Origin of the sequence: Streptomyces sp. NPDC085596, from assembly GCF_044541565.1 — a bacterium.
Classification (GTDB): Bacteria; Actinomycetota; Actinomycetes; order Streptomycetales; family Streptomycetaceae; genus Streptomyces.
Genome location: NZ_JBITTC010000004.1, coordinates 248,955 through 271,615 on the forward strand (window position 1 = coordinate 248,955; position 22,661 = coordinate 271,615).

At 64.9% G+C, this 22,661-nt stretch carries 14 protein-coding genes and 2 pseudogenes; 14 read left to right on the top strand and 2 right to left on the bottom strand.

The annotated features are described in order from the left end of the window. Positions 1-11: 11 nt before the first annotated feature. Both ACIGA3_RS14270 and ACIGA3_RS14275 read left to right on the top strand, forming a co-directional pair. The gene (locus ACIGA3_RS14270; RefSeq protein ID WP_399714544.1) at positions 12-1,445 is read left to right on the top strand and encodes a hypothetical protein; all 1,434 of its coding nucleotides are present in this window, start codon (positions 12-14) and stop codon (positions 1,443-1,445) included. A gap of 325 nt (positions 1,446-1,770) precedes the next feature. After that, positions 1,771-2,628 (top strand): hypothetical protein, encoded by an 858-nt coding sequence (locus ACIGA3_RS14275; RefSeq protein WP_399714547.1) that lies wholly within the window; start codon positions 1,771-1,773, stop codon positions 2,626-2,628. 511 nt (positions 2,629-3,139) lie between these two features. Here the strand turns inward: ACIGA3_RS14275 and ACIGA3_RS14280 are convergent. After that, positions 3,140-4,363 (bottom strand): hypothetical protein, encoded by a 1,224-nt coding sequence (locus ACIGA3_RS14280; protein ID WP_399714549.1) that lies wholly within the window; start codon positions 4,361-4,363, stop codon positions 3,140-3,142. A 106-nt stretch (positions 4,364-4,469) separates the two neighbouring features. Between ACIGA3_RS14280 and ACIGA3_RS14285 the strand changes: the two genes are divergently transcribed. The 9 genes and pseudogenes from ACIGA3_RS14285 (at position 4,470) to ACIGA3_RS14325 (ending at position 18,648) form a co-directional block, all read left to right on the top strand. Beyond that, a complete protein-coding gene (locus ACIGA3_RS14285) occupies positions 4,470-4,637 on the top strand; it encodes a fibronectin type III-like domain-contianing protein (RefSeq protein ID WP_399714552.1) in 168 nt (55 codons plus the stop codon). 70 nt (positions 4,638-4,707) lie between these two features. Then, on the top strand, positions 4,708-5,598 hold the full coding sequence (locus ACIGA3_RS14290; RefSeq protein WP_399714555.1) for a hypothetical protein: 891 nt from the start codon (positions 4,708-4,710) through the stop codon (positions 5,596-5,598). Positions 5,599-5,677: 79 nt separating this feature from the next. Beyond that, a complete protein-coding gene (locus ACIGA3_RS14295) occupies positions 5,678-8,995 on the top strand; it encodes a DEAD/DEAH box helicase (RefSeq protein WP_399714557.1) in 3,318 nt (1,105 codons plus the stop codon). Positions 8,996-9,261: 266 nt separating this feature from the next. Beyond that, positions 9,262-10,440: a hypothetical protein gene (locus ACIGA3_RS14300; RefSeq protein ID WP_399714560.1), complete on the top strand. Its 1,179-nt coding sequence runs from the start codon at positions 9,262-9,264 to the stop codon at positions 10,438-10,440. Then, on the top strand, positions 10,343-13,780 hold the full coding sequence (locus tag ACIGA3_RS14305; RefSeq protein WP_399714563.1) for a hypothetical protein: 3,438 nt from the start codon (positions 10,343-10,345) through the stop codon (positions 13,778-13,780). Before ACIGA3_RS14300 ends, ACIGA3_RS14305 begins: the two co-directional genes overlap by 98 nt. A 112-nt stretch (positions 13,781-13,892) precedes the next feature. Beyond that, positions 13,893-14,067, top strand: a pseudogene (locus ACIGA3_RS14310) (transposase); the annotation flags it as partial. A gap of 564 nt (positions 14,068-14,631) precedes the next feature. Continuing rightward, positions 14,632-16,884 carry a serine/threonine protein kinase gene (locus tag ACIGA3_RS14315; protein WP_399714566.1) on the top strand — a complete coding sequence of 751 codons (2,253 nt, stop codon included), beginning with the start codon at positions 14,632-14,634 and terminating at the stop codon, positions 16,882-16,884. A gap of 79 nt (positions 16,885-16,963) precedes the next feature. Next, the gene (locus ACIGA3_RS14320; protein ID WP_399714569.1) at positions 16,964-17,770 is read left to right on the top strand and encodes a transposase family protein; all 807 of its coding nucleotides are present in this window, start codon (positions 16,964-16,966) and stop codon (positions 17,768-17,770) included. 128 nt (positions 17,771-17,898) lie between these two features. Then, entirely contained in the window at positions 17,899-18,648 is a 750-nt protein-coding gene (locus ACIGA3_RS14325; protein WP_399714571.1) for a transposase family protein, read from the top strand. 226 nt (positions 18,649-18,874) lie between these two features. Here ACIGA3_RS14325 and ACIGA3_RS14330 read toward each other — a convergent pair whose 3' ends face one another. Then, positions 18,875-20,956 (bottom strand): hypothetical protein, encoded by a 2,082-nt coding sequence (locus tag ACIGA3_RS14330; RefSeq protein WP_399714573.1) that lies wholly within the window; start codon positions 20,954-20,956, stop codon positions 18,875-18,877. Between the two features lie 181 nt (positions 20,957-21,137). Between ACIGA3_RS14330 and ACIGA3_RS14335 the strand changes: the two genes are divergently transcribed. The 3 genes and pseudogenes from ACIGA3_RS14335 to ACIGA3_RS14345 form a co-directional block, all read left to right on the top strand. Beyond that, positions 21,138-21,557, top strand: coding sequence for a hypothetical protein (locus tag ACIGA3_RS14335; RefSeq protein ID WP_399714576.1), 420 nt, complete (start codon positions 21,138-21,140; stop codon positions 21,555-21,557). A gap of 178 nt (positions 21,558-21,735) precedes the next feature. Then, on the top strand, positions 21,736-22,305 hold the full coding sequence (locus ACIGA3_RS14340) for a helix-turn-helix domain-containing protein (protein WP_399714579.1): 570 nt from the start codon (positions 21,736-21,738) through the stop codon (positions 22,303-22,305). A gap of 64 nt (positions 22,306-22,369) precedes the next feature. Then, positions 22,370-22,559: pseudogene (locus ACIGA3_RS14345) on the top strand (transposase family protein); the annotation flags it as partial. Positions 22,560-22,661: the final 102 nt, after the last annotated feature.

Below are 22,661 nucleotides of genomic sequence, written 5' to 3' on the forward strand. Positions count from 1 at the left end.
ACGAGTTGGCCGTGGAACGGCAGGTCAAACGAACGTTGGAGATCGCTCGCAGCAGCGATCCCTGGCGCAAGACGATCCGGCAGTGCGTGGAGAGTCTGGAGTCGTTTGGTGGGGAAATAGATGCCGACCGGCACAGGCTAGGTGTGACCGCCTCCGGCCCCTCGCATGGCTTGGAGGTGCTGCAGAGCTTGGCTGCGTACGCTGCTGCGCAGAAAGGCGTAGACGACCTTCTGAGAATCCTGCCGGGCTTGGGACAGGAGCACCGTCGGGTATGGAAACACCTGGCGGACACCGTCCGTGACGTACTTGCAGAAAGTGAGGCTGCTCCCGAACAGGAGTTGGTGGAGCTAAGCGCTTTCCGAATCGCTCGACGTCTCGTCGTGCAGATTGAGCCTACCGAGCAAGTCAGTCCGCGCTATCCCTACTTGTGCGCTCTGTTGAATGACCGGGTGCTTGCGGCCGAGACCAAACATGACGCCGCTGTGGCGTACCGGATGATCGAGGCGCTGGCACAGGAGTGGGGGCCGCGGGCTGGTGTGATTGATGCTGCCATGTTGCGGACCGCACTGCAGGCTCGTGGCATCGTGTTGCGCAGTGATCCGCCGGCCGGGTTGCAGCGGGTCGGTGCCTCACACCAGGTTCGCGTGGTCGGGGAACTGGAGCCCATTGACGCCTTGCGCTTCGAGGTGCATCCCGCTTTGGAGATGGGTGGAGCCCCTGGTGCGCTAGCGGTACTCCCTCCCTACATCGCCCGTCCGGCCAGCGTTGATAACGAGCTGCGGCGCGAGGTAGCTGAGGCGGTCGACGGGAGCCGACTGGTGATGGTGGTTGGTGGCTCCTCAACAGGCAAGACACGATCCTGCTGGGAAGCAGTGCGGGCTGAACTCCCAGACTGGAAGATTGTGCATCCGCTGGCTCCGGATCGGCCGGCGGCACTCCTGCATGCGTTGCAGGAGGGTGTGCTGCAGCCACGAACCGTGCTGTGGCTGAACGAAGCAAACCTTTACTTGCTGGTCAAGGACTACGCCGCACAGGTCTCAGCAAGCTTGCAGGACCTGTTGACGAACCAACAGCGCGGGCCCGTTCTGGTCCTGGGCACCATGTGGCCGAGCTTCTGGGAAAAGCTGACGGAGTGCTCCGTCGAGGACGATGACCACCTGGACACTGGGATGGGCGCGGTGGGTCAGCTTGCTGACCTGGCGGTCACTGTTCGGATGCCTGCCGCGTTCAGTGAACCGGAGCTGGCCCGTGCTGAGGCTGTAGTCAACTCCGACCCGCGCCTGACGCTGGCCCGAACCCGTGCTGCCAGTGGACGCATCGCTCAGTTCCTTGCTGGAGCCCCACATCTATGGCGACGCTACGAGCAGTCCGAAAGGGGCGGCCCGTGCCATTCTTCACGCCGCCATGGACGCACGCCGATGTGGACATGGTCCCCTGCTGTCTGAAAGCTTTTTGCGGGTTGCCTGTGAGGGCTACGTGGATGACTCCACATGGCACAGCTTGGACGAGGACTGGTTCGCCTCCCACCTGGCCAAGCTCCTTCGACCGCATCGTCAGCTTCCTGGGCCGCTGATGCGCCATCGGCCTCGTCCCTACGAGCCATCTACCGACAGCCCGTTGTATCAACTTGCCGACTTCCTCCATGAGAAGAGCCGGGCAACTAGAGAGAGGGAACATCCTGCTCCCTCTCTGTGGGTGGCAGCAGCGGCACACTCGCGTACAGACACGGACACGCGGGAACTCGCACAGGCCGCGCGTCGCCTGGGAGTGGTGAGCTGTGAACAGCTCTATCTGAAGGCGGCGGAGTGCGGCAACGTAAGCGTGCTTCACTGGTTCACCCGTCGCCTCATTGACCTCAGACGCTTCGAGCGGGCGGAACAGATCATTGAGGGGCACTGTCTCGACGGGTTCCTCCTTGGCGAGCTCTCTGCGGCTCTCGGACTTGCCGGCCACTACAAAGAGGCTGAGCGCCTGGCTCGCCGGGCGTACGAGGTGAGCGGTAACCGAAACGGTCAGCGCAGCCTGGCTCACCACCTGCTGACGCTGGGCATGCGCCATTCGGCCGCACGCATTTACTCATGGGCCGCCGACACTGGAGACCCAGTCGCCGCGCGGTGGCTCACTGCGTACCACGAAGCCCGCGGCGATCGGATCGCGGCAGAGCGTCTAGCGCACACCGCCCTCACAGAGTACGGAAGCCCGTCCGCCGCCCTCGCGCTTGCTCAGTTGCGTGTCACTGCCGGAGCATCCGATGATGCGGAACGGTTGTGCCGACGCATCGCTGGTCACGGCCATACTGATGTCCTGGTGGCCTTCGCGCGCGAAAGATCAGACCACCGTGACCACGCCACTGCCATGTGTTTCTACAGCGCGGCTGCCGCTGCAAAGCACCCGAAGGCTCTTGAGTGGATGTCATGGCACAGCGAAGGACAAGGTCACCATCAGCGTGCCGAGGGCCTGGCACACGCAGCGGTGGCGGCCGGAAACAGCCACGCCCTGCATGGGCTCGCCCAACTGAGATTCTTCAACGGCGATATCCACGACGCCGAGCGTCTGAACCGCGCCGCTGCACTTGCAGGGTCAGTATCAGCCCGGGAGTGGCTAATCCGTAGAGGATTCCAACCATGAGTCATGTCGTTGTTGCCGATGACATCTGGCGTGCCGAGCGGCGGAGGCTGCTGCCGGCCGGCCCCACCTGTGCTGGTTGGTCACCATGCTGCGCCACCAGAGCCAGGCGACCTCGCCTACCCACGATCTCGGCACGTACGTCATGAAGTTGTCTACCTGGTGGCGCTGACCTGCATCGATGCGGCTGCACCCGTCCCTGACCTGCGCGGATAAGTCTTTCAGCGTCTTTCGGGATCGTGCTGTGTTACGCGGTCGATTCTCCCCACGCGCTCCCCAGGCCCGCCGATACTCCCCAGATTCTCCCCAGGAAGGGACGTTGCGGCGGGGCTGGTGGCACGGGACATCACGCCCCTGCAGCTGCTGACAAAGGCACGTTGAGTAGCTGTCTGCGGGTGCAGGGCAGCGGCCTGCGCTGAGCGGGTGAGCGCAAGGCGTAAGTCAGAGCGCCCTGAGTAGGCTCAGGGGGCTCTGACACCAGGTGATGAAGCCGGGGGCAGTGGTGGCCGACAGATCACGCCTCATGCTTCCTGCGGCACGAGAAGTGCTCGGGCAGCCCTTCGGGTCCTGGGAGGCTGGCGGGCTGACCGCAGCCGAAGCGGCAGAGCGGGATCGCTTGACCCTGCGCGTCGACCGGCACCTTGGCGGCCTCGGCTTCCCGGGGGCGGGACTCAAGGACGATTGCGCGGCTACCACGTCTCTGCTTCGGCTCAACCCGCTCCTCCGAAGCCGGACGGTCCTCGGTGCATCTGTCGCGCCGGTCCCCCTGTCGTACAGATGACTGGCGCTCCTTGTCGTCCGAGTGGGGCCCGTTCGCCTCGAGGTATTGCTGCCACTGCCGTGCGGGGAGCCAACCGTGGTGGCCGCCCCGTTGGAACGGGATTCGCTCGCCGGCCGCAGCTTCCACTATGAACTGGGTGAGGGTCAGGCGGCCTTCCCCTGTGAAGGTGCTCGACTGATGGGCGGGCACGAGGACGCGGTGCCAGCCCCCGCAGTACCCGGCGTCGGTGGGGTTCTCCGGGTTGTAGGGCTTCTCCGGGCACCGGGTGAGCGTGCCGTTTTGGCTGCACTGGCCCTCCTCCAGGACGAAGTTGCCGTCCTGGACCGCCATGGGGTTCTTCTGCACGCGGATGACAGAGGCCGGCAGGTTCGGCGTGCGGACGTAAGGGACGGTGCCGATGCCTGCGTGGTCGGGGTCGGCGAAGTCCCAGACCGACTGGATACCACCGCGGCGACGGAACCCCTCCCGTGCACGCATTCCGCGGGCTGACTGGGCGCTCAACTGAGGCTCGTAGCCCAGGACGATGCCGTTCGCGCCGCTGATGCGTACGTCGAGGCGTGCGTGCCCGTCGGCGGTCTGCGACTCGATTTCGGCGTGGAAGCCGTGATCTTCGGAGTCCTTCGCCACGCGTTCCTTGCGGGCGAGATGCTCGTCGGACTCGTGGCTAATGGGCTTCTCTCCGGGTTTCCGGTAGTGGGAGGCAAGCCATACGCCGTCACGCTGGACGAGGTACATGGAGACGCGCCGACCGCGGAGGTCCCGGCAGTCGGGGCAGATGAGCCCGCGCTTTTCGATGGGGACACGTCCTCGCATGCGCAGGAGCATGTTCAGGAGGTCTTGGCCTTGCGGGACGCCGAGGTCGGGGCGGTCCAGGTCGAGGTTGCGGCCGGCCGGTTCGTAGTAGACGGGGTTGCGGAAGAGGTCTTCGTCGCTGTCGATCTGAAGGTCGTCGTCCATCAGTACTCCCCGCAGCCGCTACGAGTGGGACGGACAACGCTACGGGGCGGGTCTGACAATCGGGGCTGAACTGCGGAAACAGGGCGCACTGAGAGACATAGAGGCAGTGGCGAACCCTCCCGGCTTCGCCAAAGGCACCCTGCGGCCGGGCGAACGCCGCACCGTCCCCGTGTCTCGTCGGCCCGTGTCTTATTGGGGCGAATCCGGGAACCGCTGGGTGACTATCGTCGGCCAGGTCCCCGTGCACATCGGCCGCTCACGCCGCGGCGCGTGAGGGGCCGGGTCATCTCTCCTCGAGCAGTGCGTGATGACAGCGGAGAGCTTCACAGCTGTGGACGTATGGTATGGCTGTCGGAGGCATACAGTCGGGGGTGGGCTTGTCTCTTCAGCTGGTTGAGGCAGCGCTGGATGAAATAGCGGCATCCGTGAGGTTGAGGGCGTTGCCCGAGCCGTCGTCCCATACGGCGCTGGTCGTGTCGGGGGTTGAGTCGTCGGAAGTGGCAAGGAGTCTCGGCAGGGTGCTGGTGGGCCTGCTCCTCGGCGCGGTGAGGTGCAATGTCAGTCTTGCAGCCGCTCTTCTCGTGGGAGGGGCGGACGATCGGGAACAGCTTGCGGGCGACGTAGTTGAACTGATCGGGGCAAACAACTCATTCGTCACGGACGGCGAGATCCTCTTCCGTGACACGAAAAGGAACGCATGGCTCGCTGAGGGCCTGCTCCATGTGCTTCTGATACTGCAAAACCGGGATCCCGGAGAGCTGCTTGGCGGACGTATTCACGCGCTGCGTCAGATGCATCCCATTCCGACCCAGCAGGGTTTTGATGCTGTGGCTCTTTACGTGCGTGGGGATGTTCTATCTCTAGCGATAGGGGAGAGCAAGGCGTCCCGCCTCGATGGCAGTGGGCAGTTGACTCAAGCAGCGAAAATATTCAAGAGCCTTGATTCGGGAGATCATCTGCGCCACTTGAGGCAAGAGCTCATGGCTCTGGAAGGGTACCTTTCGGCCGAGCTCGCCGGACAAGTGGCCAATTCCGTTCTGAAGCAAAGGTGTTACGTGCCGTCTATCGTACATGAAGTACCCTTTGATGCGAGGAGAGACCGGGTCACTCTGAAGGACTTGACTCCTCCCCGCGAGCACAAGCGACTTTTGATAATTCGCCTGCAAGACTTTCACGGATTCTTCGATGCTGTTGCTGACGCCATGCGGGAAGCCGTGACGGAGATTGTGGTGTGACGTGTTCAATCGCGGGGTAGATGAACTACTTCAAGAGCTGCCGCGAATCGGCGAGTTCGATGGGAGCGACATTAGGCGCATGCTGACCCGCGCCTGGGTGGATATCATGGAGTGGCGCGATCTGGCGCCGGCGCCGAGCGTACGAAGTACGGAGCGCTTAGGCGTGCCCGACTCGTCATTTATCACGGCAGGCTGGACGTCCCCCAGAGCTGCGCTGCGCAGACTGGCCACCGCATTGGAAGTGCACGCTGTTCTGGTGCCCGGACTGCCGGCGGTCACGGTGCAGGCATGCGCTTTTGTAGCTGCAGAGGCTTTGTCGATATGCAATGAGCAGCCGGATCCAGAAGTCCCCTTGAGCTCCGCCTCTCCGCTTGGCTCGGCCCGAAGATACGAGCAACTGGAAGCCGGGCTGCTCTATCGCATCGCTGGTTACGATGCGAATGCAGCGCGATGCGGGGGCGAAATTGGTGAGCTCGACACGCCGATAGATGCTGAGTCCCCCGCGTCTGAATGGGCTATGGGAACATTTCGCGAGTTGCTGGCGGCTCAGGTGAGTCCCGATCTTCCCCAAGCACCACCAGTGCCTAGTCGCAGTGAGCACCTGGACGTCCGCGTCCGGCATGCACTCTGGCGGAAGATGGGGCAGGCGGTACGACGCCACACGCAGTGGCTCACCCATCAGCCAGGTGCCCTACGGACCGCGGTTGAGGAAATCCGCACGCTGATCTCGCTGTTGCACCCAGACGCGGATGGCTGGGGAGGCCAAGTCGTCCACCCCGACATCCACCACATCGCCGTTTTGCTCGCAAAGGTATTGGAGGAAGACGAGACACGAGCTCTGCGTTCCGTCCCGACTCCGCCCGACGAGGACGGGCGCTTTGCGAGCTACGTGCAGGAGCAAGCGAAATCACGGCCCCTGCTATGGCCTTCCGCCAGGATCTACTCCGAGCAGGCCCTCCCGGGACCCCACGCTCATGCCGTCGTCTGCGTGCCCACCGGGGCGGGCAAGTCGGCGGTTGCGGAACTCGCCATCGCGCAGACCCTCCACCGAGGATGGGTGCTCTACCTCGCACCGACGAACGCCCTGGTGGGCCAGCTGGTGCGACGGTTGTCCTCAGTCTTCGAGTCCCTGCCCGGCGTACAGGTGCGAGGGTTCCTCGGCGGCGCCGAGTATGCCCTTCTCGAGAGCGAGGACCTCGCCGTCATCGGTTCCTGCCAGGTTTTGGTGATGACACCCGAGAAGTGCTCGCTGGCCCTGAGACAGAACCCTGACGCCTTCGAAGACCTCCGCCTCTGCATCCTCGACGAAGCGCACCTCATCGAGGAGCCAAACGGGCGCGGCGCGCTCACGGAGCTCGTCATAGCCGAAGTACTTCATCGCGCACCTCACGTGAGAGCGCTACTGATGTCGGCACTGGTTGCCAACGCAGACGAACTCGCGGACTGGCTCACCGCAGTGACCGGCGTAGAAGCCTTACCCATCAGCCACCCGTGGCGTCCCACAAGGACCCTGCGAGCTATCGCAGGGTTCGACCAGGCTGGAGAGGAGGCCGCTCAGGCTCTGGCCAGGGATCGCCTGGCTGCCCTTCCAGGAAGCCGGAAGAAGCTCACCTATGATGCTCCCATATCGTTGCTGGTCGGACTTCAGGGGGCATGGGCAACAAACCACCCAAAGGACTACCGGGTGGTTCGGACCCCCGTGCTGTCTCCCAAGGAGCTACACCGCACAGATGGGCCATCTCCAACAGGCGTATGCCTCCCGATGACTGCGGCCATCGTCACAGCCATGGCTGATAAAGGCCACCGTGTCCTGGCCTTTCTTCCCAAAAACCGGCACCACAGCTTCACTCAGGCCGTCAAGTTGCCTGGATCCGCGGACTGGGTTCCAGCGAACCGTGACGCGGACATCGAGGCACTGCTCGCCCTGGCAGATGCCGAGCTCGGCATCGAATCGGAGCTGAGGGCCACCCTGGAGAAAGGCGTGGGCGTGCACACTGGCGCCCTCCTACGCGAAGAACAACGCGCCAGCGAAATCTCCTTCGACCGAGACCGGGTACGAGTGCTGTTCGCCACCGGCACGTTGTCGCAGGGCCTGAACCTGCCGGCCACAGCGGTGGTCATCGGTGGGACGGAGGTCGGCTTCGACCAGGATGCCTCACCTGCCGAGCGTGAGCGGCGTTCACGCACCCAACTGCTGAACGCCATCGGAAGAGCCGGACGCGCCTACACATCTGCCCGGTCGATTGCTGTGGTTGTACCCGGAAGAGCCACCCACGTGACAGACGGCACCAGCGGCAAGAGGTTGGCCATCACGACCGGGGCGTCCTTCCTGACCCAGGAAGACGCCGCTAACGACATCAGCAGCAGACTCGACGGTCTCATCGAAAAGGCCCTCGGCGAAAGCCTGGAGGTCGCCACCTTGGAGGGCGAAGAACAGTCCGCATTCTCGTTCCTCTCCTTCGCCGCAGGCAGTGGCGATGCACCCGGAGTGGTGCGACGGACCTGGGCGGTGCACAGGGCTGGAGCCGCAAGCCAGGGCGAAGCAATCGCCGAAGCCCTGGAAGCCACTGGCTCAGCCTTCCTCGCTCAGGAACAAGTACCGGACTGGGTGAGCCTGGCAGCCCACCGGGCAGGACTCGGACTCCCGGAAACCTCGTACCTCTACCGCTGGCTCCTCGCTCAGCTGGACGCATACGAAGCACCCAGCACAGTAGAGGGCTGGGCCTACCTTCTTGTGGACGCGCTCGCGTCAGCTCGACCAGAGATGGTGGAGAGCCTACTTCCGCTGACCAGCGACTACCGGTCCACCGCCATCGAAGCCCTTTGGTCCTCCGATCCGGACGACGCTGCCGAGGGACACCGGGTGCTGGCAGCCACCCTGATCGCCTGGATCCAAGGGGAAGACCTGCTGTCCGTAGCAGGCCACGCCCTCGGACCGCACGCCGAAAGGACTGGCGGCCGCGGGCAAGGCATGCCCCTTCCAAAAATCATTGGTCTTACCGACCGAGGTTTCGGGTTCAGGCTAAGTGTGCTGGCGGGCGCGATTGGAGCGATCGTCGCTACAGGGTGCGAATCCGAACTACAACCCGGCCGCTGGGAGCTGCCAGAGGCGTGCTCCAGAGCGCTCAGCCTGCTGCCGTTCGCTGTCAGATGGGGCGCTGGCAATCCGGGTGTCATCGCATGGATGAGAGCTGGAGTCCGGCCTCGGGTTGTCGCCCACCTGCTAGAGCGACGCATGCCCCTCACCCCCTCTGCGGACTGGATGAACGACGAAGATCTGCTTCGACTTGCGGCACGCCACCTTGCACAAACACCGGAGTGGGTACTGGAGGCCATGGAGGAAGGTCGAGAGCGAGAGCTCTTCCGCGCCATGTCCCGTGTCCGCGAGATGAAGTAACGCCAAAGGTGTACGGCGGACCTATTATGTGTGCACTTACTTCTGGTGCGAAGATCGCCTGGCGAACGGGCTTGGGTCCTGTGCGCATGGGGCCGGACACGCGGCCGTGGCTCATTGGTGAAGCTGAGTGGCCGCGACCAATGCTGGCTTAGCATGGCTCCTCACCTGCTCCGCTAGTCCTGTGACTCTGCATCGGCTTCGACAGGCGTGTGGGCGATCGCATCTGAGTCTGCAAGCCGGAAGGGAACACGAGGGGTGGAGACGGGTTGAGCTTCAAGACGCTTCGGGCCTGGAATGGCGAGCAGAGCCGGGCATTCGAAGAGCTGTCGTATCAGCTGCTCAAGAACCGCGTGCCACCAGGAGCTCAGGCCATCCGGACCGGCAACCCTGACGGCGGCGGGGAGTGGTACGCCACCCTGCCGGACGGCACGGAGTGGGGCTGGCAAGCCAAGCACGTTGACGGCATCGGCCCGCTCCTGACCGCCATGACGGATTCAGTGAAGCGCGTCGCCAAGGAGCGCCCACAGCTCCGCAAGCTGACGTTCGCGATCTCCTGGAACCTCGCCACCGGCACGCTCGGCGGTGAGCGCACGTCTCAGCGACAGAAGTACGAAGCCAATGTCTCCACCTGGAAGAAGACGATTCCCGGCGCCGAGAAGATTCAGTTCGAGCTGGTACAGGAGAGCGACCTGCTCGACGAGCTGGCCAAGCCGGAGCACCGTGGCCGGCGCTGGTTCTGGTGGAATAACGTGGTTCTCGGCCGCTACTGGCTGGAGCAGCGCTATATAGAGCAGGCGGATGCCGCGGGCGAGAAGTACCGGCCCGACCTGCAGGTCGACCTTCCCATCCAGGAAGACCTGGTCGCGCTCGGCTTCGACCAGTCGGTCCTCACACATTTCAATCGACTGCGCCGCGACGTCATCACCGCCGTAAACGATCTACATGTCCTGGTCAAAGACGAGGATGATCCTGACGCTGCCCCGTACCAGGCCATCCATGACACGGCAGCTGCCTTGAAGGCAACCGCGAGTGCCCTTGCAGTACAAGCAGGAGATCCCCCAACTCCCCTAGTGCACCTCAACGATCAGCTATCGGCTACTGCCGAAGCTATTGAAGCTGCCAGGGACTATGAGCGACGGGCGAGGGCCGAGTGGCGAGAGCTGCCGAGCGACGAACCTAAGCGCAATCAGAGCCCCCCGGAACGGGCAGAGGGATACGGCGTCGGTGTCCTGCGCACAGCGATCAACGAACTGCACTCATGGCTTGAGTCTTCGATCGGCCGAGCTTTCCGGCGGCGCGCCTATTTTCTTACGGGACAAGCCGGGTCGGGCAAGACACACCTGCTCCTTGATGCCACCCACCGCGCTCTGCTCGCCGATCGCCCCGCGGTGTTCCCTAGCCGGTGCACAGTTCGGCAGGGGCGACCTCTGGGCGAGCATCGCTGATCAGCTCGGTCTGGAGCCCGTCGGCGGCAATGTCCTGCTCAGTGCCATGGACGCTGCTGGCGAAGCAGTCGCAACGGCCGGTAGCCGGTTCGTGATTTTCATCGATGCCCTCAACGAGACCACACCAGCCGACTTCTGGCGAACGCATCTTCCGAAGCTGCGGGCTGCCATAGCCCGACATCCCCACATCGCCCTCGTCGTCTCCTGCCGCGACACCTACCGTGATCTCGTTCTGGAGGGCCACGAGGACAAACACTACGTCCACCGCACGCATCCGGGATTCGCAGAGCGAGAAGTCGAGGCGACACAGCGCTACTTCGACCACTACCGCCTCGAAGCTCCCAAAATCCCGCTCCTGACACCCGAATTCACGCTGCCGCTCTTCCTCCGCCTGTACTGCGAAAGCCTCTCGGAGGCCGACACTCACGCGGCCCCAACCGGCCACGAGGGCCGCATCGCCATCTTTGAGCGCTACCTCAGCGCAAAGATCGGCACGGTCGCTCGCCGCCTCCGCCCCGACGCAACATCAAGCTACGAACTGCAGGCAGCGCAGACTCACGTCCGCCACGCCCTCGACGCGCTCCTCGACGAGTTGTCCCGGCTCGGCCGCGAGAGCATGAGTGCTGCCAGCGCCCATCAGACCGTCAGGTCGTCGCTCGAAGAGCCCCGGATCGACACTGCCCGGCTCTTGGGCCTCCTGCAGGAAGAGGGAGTACTCACACGCGAGCGTCTCTACCTCGGGAACGGAAACACCGGGGAAGGCATCCGCATTGTCTTCCAAGCCTTCGCAGAATTCCTGCTCTTGAGGCGTCGGCTTGCACTGTCCGTCGACCCGCTCAACGACGAAGCGGTGAGTCGATGGCTGACGGAGGAGAGCAGCTGGGGGATCAACGAGGCCGCGAGCATCCTGTTCCCGGAGGTCTACGGTGTGGAGCTGCCGGACCTGCTGAGCATCAGGATGACGGACCCGCCCGTCCGGCACGAAGACAGGGCAGCCTGGGACCAGCATCAACGCGCCCGCCGGCTCTACGAGTCACTCGTGGAGACATTGCCGTACCGTGCCTCGGAAGCAATCACACAGCGGACGATCGACCTGTTGAACGAGGCACAGCCCTATCTGCGCCGTTCGGAGTTCTTTGGGGTGCTGTTCGCCCTCGCACCACAGCCCAACAATCGCCTCAACGGCGAGGGACTGCACCGGTACCTCCTTCAGCAGAAGATGCCAGAGCGCGACAGCGATTTCGGGTTTGCGATGTATCACGCGCTGTTCGACGCGTCGGGCACGGCAGCACGACTGGCCCGCTGGGCGGCTGGGGGACCCTATCCCGCTTACGACGCCAAAGTAGTCGAGCTTGCCTGCATCCCATTGTGCTGGCTCTTGGCTTCTCCGAACCGATTTATGCGGGACTGGACTACCAAGGCCCTGGTGCAACTGCTACGTGGGCACCTCGATGTCATGCGCGCACTCGTCGAGCGTTTCTGGGCGGTCGACGATCCCTACGTAGTGCAACGTGTGATCTCGATCGCCTACGGTGCACTCCTGCGCAGCTCACCGGCACATGCTGATCAGGCCAAATCCCTGGCCCATCTGGTCCACCACCTCGTCTTCACCCCACCCGTGCGACCGGATGAACTACTCCTCGACGCCGCCCGCGGTGTCGTCCGATGGGCCGTAGCGCAGCAACTGCTGCCCGCATCAGCGCTAGACGCATCCCGGCGCCCGTACGGGCTGGCGGTGCCTGGCCCGCCACCGACGGAGGCGACGCTCAAGGCCAAGTACGGATGGCGCGAGGGGCAACTGGCTGACGAGAGCTATTCGTCGATCGACTTCTCATTGATGGGCATGGGTGACTTCGCCCGCTACGTCGTCCAACCTGGCGTCCATCACTTCTCGCGCTACCGCACCGGGCAGACCTATCCCGAACGACGGTCCCGGGAACCGCGGTTCATAAAGAGCCGTTGGGAGAAGTTCGTCGCGTCCCTAAGCGATGAACAGAAGGTGACCCTGGCCGACGAGCTGCGCAACCCTGAAGAGCAAAACTTGAGCCCGCTTGAGCTCCTTCTGAACCATGCAGAGGATCCGCTGAGCGAAGAGCAGAGAGAGCTCTGGGACGCCGCGTTTGTGTATTCCAAGCCGGTCGATGACGAGTACCCGGCGGACGTTGCTTGCCGCTGGATCTTCCGCCGCACAATCAGTCTCGGCTGGTCACCCAAGCTCTTCGGAGATGAAGACCGACGCATCGGCCATGGGCGCGGCAGAGAAGGACACAAAGCCGAACGCTGGGGCAAGAAGTATCAGTGGATGGCATACCACGAACTACTGGCCCGAGTTGCAGACAATTACCAGAGTTCGCGGCGTTTCGGAGATAGTGCACCGTATGAGGGATTGCATCAGATCATCGGCGACCGAGAGATCGACCCGAGTCTGCCCCCGATCGACTACCACGCCTTCAACGAAGAAGACGGCGGCAATGGCGTAACGGCATGGAGTCCGTCTCTGATCAACCTCGAAGAGTGGCCACCTGGCCGCCTCGACTTCAGCCGATACCGCGGAGACATCAGACGATTCCTGGTCGATTCAGCCTCCGAACCGACCGTGGCCGGTTCCTTGTTCGTCCGTGATCGAGAAGGCCATGACTGGGTGGTACTCGAAAGCTTCGTGAAGAAGGTCGATCCGTTGGCCGAAAAGGGCTGGCGCGGCCTTCAGGAGAAGGGCGCCATCGACACACTGCTCATCAAGGCGGATGCTGCCAGCACCCTCTTGAACGCCTTGCGAGATGAATCACGTCACGACCCCCGCGATCTCGTCGACTCCGACGGTCACACCGACTGCTGCTATGTAGGCGAAGTAGGGCGGGTGGGGCCGAGCTGCCCGCACCGGCACGACGCCCTTCGCTCGGTATCGATCGGCGGGAAAGTCGTGGAGGCCGTACCCACCATCGAGCAGTACACCTGGGAGGGCAGCATCCTTGACTGCTCCATCGGCGAGTCCGCAACCGCCGTCCTGCCCTCGACCTTCATCCAGCAGGCCGCGGGACTGACTTTCGATATGCGAGGCCCGAGCTGGCTCGATACTGCCGGCGCACCCATGTTCACCTACTACGAGGAACCTGAGGATTCGAGTCGGGCGCTTTTGGTGAGGAAGCCCTTCCTGCAGAAATTCCTGGTGGAGTACAACCTTGAGCTGATTGTGTGGCACTGGTACGAGCGAATGCAGCTACGAGACGACTACCACCAAGGCCAACACCCCTATGTCGAATCGAACGTTATCGCCCGGCTAGGGGCGGACATGAACGTTCGCCAGGGCACCCCGCAGCGGACAGAACGAGACCTGGAGTGATTGGCATAGCCACCCTCGCCGTGAAGTACCGTGCCACAGTTACTTCCGCAACGAGACGGCTGGTTAAGATGTCGTCTCATTTGGCGGGTTGAGTGGCCTGCGCTGCGTGGTGATGATCGAGCGCTTGGTGCCGGACGAGCTGTGGGAGGTGTTCCAGCGGGTGGTCCCGCCCGCTCCGGAACGACCGCAGGGTGGCGGCCGATGCCGGTACGAGGACCGCGCAGTGCCGGCCGCGATTCATCTTCGTGGCCACGACAGGCTGCACCTGGCGGCAGCGGAAGCCTGGCGCTGAGCGGGTGAGCCCAACGCGTGACTCTGCCTGAGCAGGGTTGGGCCGTTGCAGGCAGTGGAATCGGAAGCCCATGACCCATGCATCGGACAGGTCATCTAGGACGATCAGCCGTGGGTCGGTGTGAGTGGTGGGGCGGTGCGGGGGCATGGCTACCGGCACGGGACACTCGCCGGACCCAGACCGGGCGTGGAGGGCAGGAGCGGTCACTATGCGGCCCACGAGTGGCCCAGCGGTGTGGTACTCGGCGGGCAGCTGTTGCAGGGGGCTGTCGACCTCGATCGTGACGGTGCGATGTCGCTGGCGAGGAGGAGATAGGGGGTCATAGCGCCACTGCCTGCTGGCCCCCTAGCGGGAGACCGTAGCTCATCCAGGGCCGGAGGGAAGCCGCAGTCCACCGCCGCCTCGCCGACTGAAACGACGTCTAAGCTGGCTGTCCCTCCGCGTTGAGTGGAGGAGTTGTTGCAGGGGAGGGCGCCAGTTGGCCGCGCCGGTGCTGCCAGGCACTGCTGCCGTGGACGCGGGTCGTGTCCGGCTGTGTGCGTGAGAGGGGCGACGGAACATGGATCGTGGACAGGAGCAGATCGGGGAGCGCGTCTTGGCGCAGGCTGCAGTGATCTTCTCTGCTCGCTCTGATGTTGGTGCGACGGAGTTGCTCCGCGCGGTGGAGAGGCTGGATTTCGAGCAGACGGAGGACGGGTATAGGACGTCCACTAACTGGCACGACTACTACTGGGCCGCGGTCTTCTACATCGACGTCGTGGACGTCCCCAGCTTTGACGACGAGGTACTGGACCACCTACTGCCGACGGTCGCCGAAGTAGCCGGTCAAAACGGTCGCCCAGACGTCGACCGGATTCTGGTCAAGCCGGCACTCCGCGATCCAGACGTGAACTGGCGGCAGGCGCTGGAGGCGCGGCAGCCGCTGGCACTCCTCCGACCGGACGATGTGCGCACGGGTGAGGGCAAACGGGCTCGCATCACCGAAGTCACCCGCATGCGGCTTTTCGACACCCTTCGTCTGCAGAACGTCGACTGGTCCGGCAGGATGGAAGAGCCAGACTTCCTCAAGCGAATCTTCGATCTGGACGCGTTCGCAAGCTACGATCCTCGCTTCAAAACCGCCGAAGGGGACATCTACCAGCACCGCGTCAACAACTATGACTGGGAGGACGACTGGGTCTTCACTGATGATCGGTTCGGATTGAATCGCGGCCCGGACGCGGTCCTCCTGCGTTTCCTCGCCGAAATGCTCCACCCTGTCGTGCGCACTGACGCAGAAGAGCTGCGCAAGTTGCTGGAAATCTTTAACACCCTGCTAACCCGCGACGGTTATGCACTCGTACCCGTCGACTCCATCAGCGGCTACACCATCTACGGCGGGCGCCGCGTTCCAGTTCAGGCCCGACCCGTGATCTCAGGCCCTTTCCCGCTGGCATCCCACCGTGCATCTGCGGCCAAGGACGGTGCCGTAAACCTGTATGACCTGGTGCGCGCTCAAGCCCGCGGCGACCGGAAGGACTACCGTCTCGATCGACTCCCCATGGAGGAGGGTGGACAGGCCCAAGTCTTCCGGGCCGTTCACAAGCCGACCGAGGCCGAGGTCGCTTTCAAGCGCCGCAGTTCGCAAAGGGACACGCCGACCGCGCGGATGAAACGAGAGATCGAGATCTCTCAATTGCTTGGCCGGCACCCCCACTACATGCCCATCCTCGACTCCAACCCGGATGACGGGTGGCTCGTCATGCCTATGGCACAGGCGACCGCGGAGGACAGACGCGACGACCTCAAGGACCCAGCACAGCTGCGCGTCCTGGTCGAGGCGCTGATGGACGTGCTGGAACTCGCTCACGCGCACGACTGGCTCCACCGCGACGTCAAACCGTCCAACATCCTTCTACTGGAGAGCCGATGGACTCTTGGGGACTGGGGAATCGTCCGCCGGCCGAGAGGCCAGACCACCAAGGTCGGGCGGACTCGTTTCGAGATCGGGACGGAGGGCTTCGCGGCACCTGAACTCTTCATTGACGCACACGAAGCCACGCCGGCCGCCGACATCTACGGCATCGGACGCGTCATCGCGTGGGCGCTGACAGGCAAGTATCCGCAGATGAATGTGCCGCTCCTGCCTACCCCAGGACCGTGGAGGAACGTCACCCGCATTGCTACCCATCCCGATCCTGAACAGCGGTCGCAGAGCATCAAGGACCTCCGCGACCTGATCAACCGCGAACTCACTGAACCAGCGGAACCTCCGACCGAACAAGCGAAGCGGCTATGGGAGCGGACGCGTGCCGGTGATCCGGCAGCCGTGGCTTCCCTGCTCGAACTGATCGCAGACCATCCTGAAAACTACGAGCTGTACGTACGTGCTCTGACGGGTCTTCCTGCCGAAGAGGTGGGGCCTTGGCTGTCCCGTAACCCTCAGGGGAGCGAACGCGTCTTCAAGGCTCTGGCCAACCACGCCGGTGGCCGAGGAACAGGGCGTGTCCAGTTCGCCGAGGCTGCCCGCGCCGCTGTTTGGCTTCACACCATTGCGAACTTCGCTGCAGCCAAGGAGGACTGGGATGTCCTCGACGAGTCCACCCGTACGATGTGCACCTGGGACGCTGCGTGGGACCAATGGAGTGCCCAGGACCGGATCGCGCCCTGGCTTCGCTCTTTGTCGGGCCAGGCGGCGCAACTCGTAGCCGCAGTGTTGCGTGATCACCCTCGTTCTGCACGGCACTTCTCCGGCTTGGCGCAGGACAGAATGGTCGATCTTCGGATTCGCGAGGCCATTCGTGCGGCCGTCGGGCCCCGCCCGACTTACTGAGCCTCTTTCATCCTGTGCTGAAGGGTGAAATGGGCTGGTCAGCGGGTGCGGTGACGAGGCAGGGCCCCTCGTCGTTGGCGTGGTGATCTCACTCATCACACCGGCGACCGAAGGGGCCCTGTTGGTTCCGTATCCTGCCACGCTCGACGTCCCGTACGAGCTGGTCGAGCATGTCGCCTGGCTGCTGCACGAGCACCGCCTGGCCTGCAACACACGCTGGCGCAAGCTCGGCTGCTTCAAGCAGGCACTGCTGGCCCTCGTCCATCTCCGTAAGAACGAGACGTTCTCGCAGCTCGGAGTCGGTTTCGGAATATCCGAGGCCACCGCCTGGCGCTACGTCGACGAGACCCTGGACGTGCTGGCCGGCTGGGCGCCCGGCCTCCATGAAGCCCTCACCGGCCTCGGTGAAGGCGACCACGTCATCGTTGACGGAACCCTGATCCCCATCGACCGGATCGGTGCGGACGAGCCGTACTACTCGATGAAACACCGCAAGCATGGCATGAACGTGCAGGTCATCGCCCGGCCCGACGGCACACCGCTGTGGTTCTCCCGCGCGACGCCGGGCAGGGCCCATGACCTGACCGCGGCCCGCGCCCACGGCATCGTCCAGGCGTGCCTGACCCGGCAGATCCTCGTCCTCGCGGACCGCGCCTACCAGGGTGCCGGCGCCACCTTCCGCACCCCCTACTACCACCACCGTGAACAACCCGAGCACTACCAGCAGTTCGACCGAGACCATGCCCGCCTGCGAGCGCCGGGAGAACGCGCCTTCGCCCAGTTGAAAGCCTGGCGCCTGCTCCGGCGAGCGCGATGCTCCACTCGCCGCATCAGCACGATCGTCCAGGCCGTCCACACGCTCCTGACCTGCAGCTATTCAGGATGAAAGAGGCTCACTGAGCTCTTTCAGAGCGGCCACTGATCGGGTGACGGGCTGAGGTTTCACAACGCACGAGGCTCCTGTGCCGTTGAGGGAGGTGTTCGACGTCTCAACTCATCGGTGCAGGGGCCTCATTGGCTCTCTATCCTGCCGCACTCGACCTGCCTCACGCTCTGGTCGAGTGGCTATCCATGCTCATCGTCACCCGTGAGGGTGACCGCCGCCGCAAGCTCCCGCCCCACCAGCGGGCCCTCGTGGGCCTGGTCTACCTTCGCCGGCACGACACGCTCACGCAGATCGCCGCCGGCTTCGGCATATCCGTCGGCACTGCCCACGCCTACGTCAAGGCCGTCGTCCAGCACCTGTCCGGCCGGGCATCGGGCCTCCTACGGGTCCTGCGTGAGGCCGATCCGGACTACGTCCTGCTCGACGGGACGCTCGCCGAGTGCGACCGGGTCGGCGACAGCCGGGCGGACTTCTCCCAGAAGCACCGCTGTCACGGTGTGAACGTCCAGGTCGTGGCCGATCCCGCCGGCAAGCTGCTGTGGATCTCACCCGCCCTGCCCGGCCGCACCCACGACCTGACCGCCGCCCGCACCCACCGCATCATCCAGATCTGCGAACGCCAGGGCGTCCCCGTCCTCGCCGACCGCGCCTACATCGGCGCCGGCCCATGGGCGACCACACCGATCAGACGGCACCCGAACCGCGAACTCACCACGACCCAGCAGACGGTCAACCGGGCCCTGTCCGCGGCACGAGCACCGGTCGAACGAAACATCGCGAGGCTGAAGTCCGGGCGAATCTTCCGCCGGGCCCGCTGCAGCCCCAACCTCATGACTGTCATCGCCGCAGCCATCCTCACCCTGGAGCGTCAACGCTGAAAATGCTCACTGCCGATCTCGTTTCATGTCTCGGCACGACGGCACGACGCGGCTCCGCATCGGTACCGCCGTCACGGGTGGGGTGAAAGACCGCGCATCAACGTGTCCCGCGAACTGCGTACCCGCGCGCATGGCGACCGATAAACGGCATGTCAGGCCCGGCACTTGAGTCCGGGCTTGCGTAGCGACGCGAGGCTACCAGCAGAGGCCGCACCACCGCAGAGCTTTACGACTCCCCGGGCATGGCACCTTCGGCCGTCGCCCGGTCCTGCTCCGCTTCGTACAGCAGCTGCTCGAAACTGGTCACCCAGAAGCCGCTGACCAGGGAACCGTCGAGCGCCAGTCTGGGGTCGACGATCACGCCCTGGCCCCGCGTCATGGTCAGCCGTACGAAGCGGTCGAACTGTTCGTCGGTCAGGAGCGCCGACACGGTGAACTCCGGCAGCTCGATGCCCGCCCGCTCCCAGTTCTTAAGGAAAGAGCCGAGGTTCCACGGGTCGGTGAGCAGGGAGATCACGCCCTCGACAACCACGGGCTCCCCCGTCTCGGCGTCTACGAGGTATGCCAGAGGGGTGTAGTAGCGCTCGCAGGTGGAGTACGCCTCTCCGATGGCCCGGGTGTACGGCACAACCTCGGCGTTCGTGCAGGGAATCGGATCGTGTCCTTGCGCCAGCAGGCGCGAGTAGGAGCCCCACTCGGCCTTGCTCGGGGTGTAGCAGAGGGGGTCACCCTTCTCCCGCGCCTCGGCCAGCGCGCGGTTCATTTTCTCGGCCTCCTGCGCGGCCCTGTCCGCGGACATGCGCGGCACTTGACCCCGGTCGGTGGTGTAGGTGGTTCCGCCGTCCTCCAGGATCATCCGGACGCACCATTTGCCGAGGGAGAAGTCGTCGTACGCGGACTTCCACAGGATCGGACCATGCTTGACCTGGGACTCCGCGAGAGCTCCGAACATCCCCTGTCCTCCTCGGAGAGCTGCCAGCCACCCGGCGTAATCGAAGTTCCGCAGACGATGGTGATCCCGGAAGATCGCCGCGTCGACCATGCCGAGTACACGGTCGGTCGGCGTGAGGCACGCCTGGTGGACCAGGCCCACGTCCTCCGGCTGTCCCTCCTCGTCGATCTCGACGAGCGGTGCGCCGTCCTCGGAGATCGGGTCGCCGCAGTGCCGGCAGGCGTAAGGGTCCTCGTGCGCCGCGGCGAGGCGGGCGCAGTGGGCCGCGTGGGCCAGGGCGGCGGCCGACTGGTTCGGATCCTGCGGGAGGTCGGCGGCGAGAACCGCCACCCTCTTGTCCTCGTAGTCGTCGGCGTGGGCTTCCATGTGCCGGTCGCACCCCGCCCAGGTGGACCAGTGTCCGACCACCTCCCACGGCTCGCGCCCGCCGATCAACACCTGACCCGCCGAGAACGTGTGGCGCTTCGCGCCCGCCTCGTCGAAGCGCATGATGTCGGTGACGATGAAGTCGCACTCGGGATAAGGGGACTTGGCCAGCACCACGTCCCACCCGAAGGGCAGATCGGCCACGAGCTCGGCGGTGATCGGACCGGGGGCGGGTGTTGGCTGGTCCTGGGACGAGGGGCCCAGGTACGTGCCGAAGCGGTCCTGCACGGCGGCGACGTCGAGGGCGTGCCGGTCGCGTGCGAGCGACACGCCGAAGGCGATCATGTTGGCCCAGAGCAGGTTGGCGGGGACTGTGACCCTGCTGCCGAGGACGAGGAGGATCGCCGACTCCTGCGAACCCCCCTCAGCCAGATCCAGGGCGCTGACGTGGATCCTCGCCATGATCCGCTGGAGGTCGAGTTCGGTGATGTCCTTCCGCGTTCGGGCGAGGTAGTGGGATCGGATGATGTCCTGGGTCTTCGTCAGGACGTCCTGTTCGGGAGCGGTCAGGGGCAGGCTCTGTCCGCCGGCCGCGTTGAGTCGGGCGGCGTCGGTGACCTTCCGTAGTTCCTTGCGGATCCGGCCGGACGCCCCCTGCGAGGTGGCGAGGACGTAGACGTCGCCGGGCCGGTCGTCCGACACGTACTGCGCGACGAACTGGGCGAGGACGGATCCGAACTCCGACCCGGGGGCATCGGACAGGCTCAGCGTATTCTTGGCCTGCACGAAGAGCCGCCTGTCCGGGCCGACGACGACCAGGTCGTCGATCTCGTCGGCCGTCTCGAAGCGCAGCTCCGTGATCTCGGTGGCGGCGGCGCGCCCGAAGGCCGCGAACTCGAGCCCACAGAGCATGTGGGCCATCGCGTACGCCGCGATGCGCTGCTGAAAGTCGACGCCCGAGTGCGTGGCCGCACCCCCGCTGTTGCCCATGTGCCCTCCCTGGCGGAACACCGGAAAGTCTACGGCCGCTCGATCATGCTCAGCGTTCGTTACAGTGAACGTATAGTTCACTCATTTGAGAGCCCTGTTCAGGTTCCCGTGTACTACGCGGACACGTGCGAAGCGCAGGCCCGGGGTCGCGGCCACGGGTGAGCGGGACGGGGTGCCGTGGGTGGCGGTCGAGTACTGCCTGTTCCATCCGCAGGGCGGGGGACAGCCCGCCGACCGCGGATGGGTCGACGGCCGCGAGATCGTCCCGGCGCGGGACCACGACGCCGGACTCGTCGTGGCCCGGTCCGCCGGCGACCTCCCGCTGCCGGACTTCACGGTCGGACAGTCGGTCGAGGTCCGCATCGACCTGGCCGCGCGCAGGACGTACGCGGCGCTGCACACCGCCGGCCACCTCATCGAGGCGGCCGGGCGGGCCCAGGGCTGGACGCACGCCGCGAACACCCACTTCCCGGGGCAGGCCCGGATCGAGTTCACCGCGGCACGGCCGACCCACGCCTCGACACCCCGGAGGGCCGGGAGGAAACGACCGAGGCGCTGCGGACGTACGTCGCCAAGGCCATCGCGGAAGACGCGCCCGTGACCTGGGAGTACGACGCCGAGGGACGCCGTATCGTGCATCTGGCGGGTCTACACTCCGCGCCGTGCGGGGGGACCCACGTGCGGAGCCTCGGAGACCTTGCCGATATCGTCCTGCCGACGCTGAAGGTCAAGAAGGGCCGGATCCGCGTCTCCTACAGCGCCGTCCACCGGGATTTCCCATGACACCACCGCCACCCGGCGACCGCCGTCCCGCCAGCAGTACGGCCATCGCGATCGGGGCGCAGATCCGCAGGCGCCGGGAGCAGCGCGGCATGAGCGGCGCGGAGCTGGCACGGCGGGCGGGGCTGAGCAAGGCGACGCTGTCACAGCTGGAGGGCGGGCGGGGCAACCCGACCATCGACGCCCTCGCGATCGCCCTGCGCATTCCGCTGACCGATCTCCTCGCCCGCGACACCGACCCGGGCCCGGTGTTCGTCCCCGGCACCGATCTGACGGACGGGGAGGTCGGACGAGAGCTGCTGCGCCGCATCAGCAGCGGCAACAGCCTGGAGATCTGGCGGCTGCGGATGCCTCCCGACACGCACCTGGACGGCGTGCCGCACGCGACCGGCACCATCGAGCACCTATTCGTAGCCTTCGGCCATCTCACCGCCGGCCCCACCGACACCCTCACCGACCTGCGCGCCGGCGACCTCCTCGCCTTCGCGGGAGACGTCCCCCACACGTACCGCACCGGCACCGAGGGCGCTGACGTCACCGTAGTCATCGCCTCCCCTGTCATCAGCTGAAGGGTTCGGCCTTACGCAGCCGGTGGACTCGTCGGCACGATGCCGGAAGCTCCGGCCTGTCCAGAAACGGCCACCGGGCGGTCAACTACCTCACTCAGCGCACCGTCAAACGATCCCTGGCCGCAGCGAGGGCACCGGTCGAACGCAGCATGGCACGGCTGAAGTCCTGGCAGATCTTCCGAGGATCGCGCAGCAGCCCCAACCGCATGACCGTCATCACCAAAGCTGTCCTCACCTTGGAGAGGCAGCGCTGAAAACGCTCACTGATCGTTTCAGAATGAGTTCGGTGCAGGGTCTTAGCGGCGGCGTAGTGTTGCGTCTCGGATGATCTTGTGCTTGATGGCCTGTGGGAATGC

What these genes read in the sequence shown, in the direction of transcription:
- ACIGA3_RS14280 (WP_399714549.1), bottom strand. Translation starts at nt 4,363, where the DNA reads ATGGACGACGACCTTCAGATCGACAGCGACGAAGACCTCTTCCGCAAC.
- ACIGA3_RS14290 (WP_399714555.1), top strand. Translation starts at nt 4,708, where the DNA reads ATGGCTGTCGGAGGCATACAGTCGGGGGTGGGCTTGTCTCTTCAGCTG.
- ACIGA3_RS14295 (WP_399714557.1), top strand. Translation starts at nt 5,678, where the DNA reads ATGCTGACCCGCGCCTGGGTGGATATCATGGAGTGGCGCGATCTGGCG.
- ACIGA3_RS14315 (WP_399714566.1), top strand. Translation starts at nt 14,632, where the DNA reads ATGGATCGTGGACAGGAGCAGATCGGGGAGCGCGTCTTGGCGCAGGCT.
- ACIGA3_RS14330 (WP_399714573.1), bottom strand. Translation starts at nt 20,956, where the DNA reads ATGGGCAACAGCGGGGGTGCGGCCACGCACTCGGGCGTCGACTTTCAG.
- ACIGA3_RS14340 (WP_399714579.1), top strand. Translation starts at nt 21,736, where the DNA reads ATGACACCACCGCCACCCGGCGACCGCCGTCCCGCCAGCAGTACGGCC.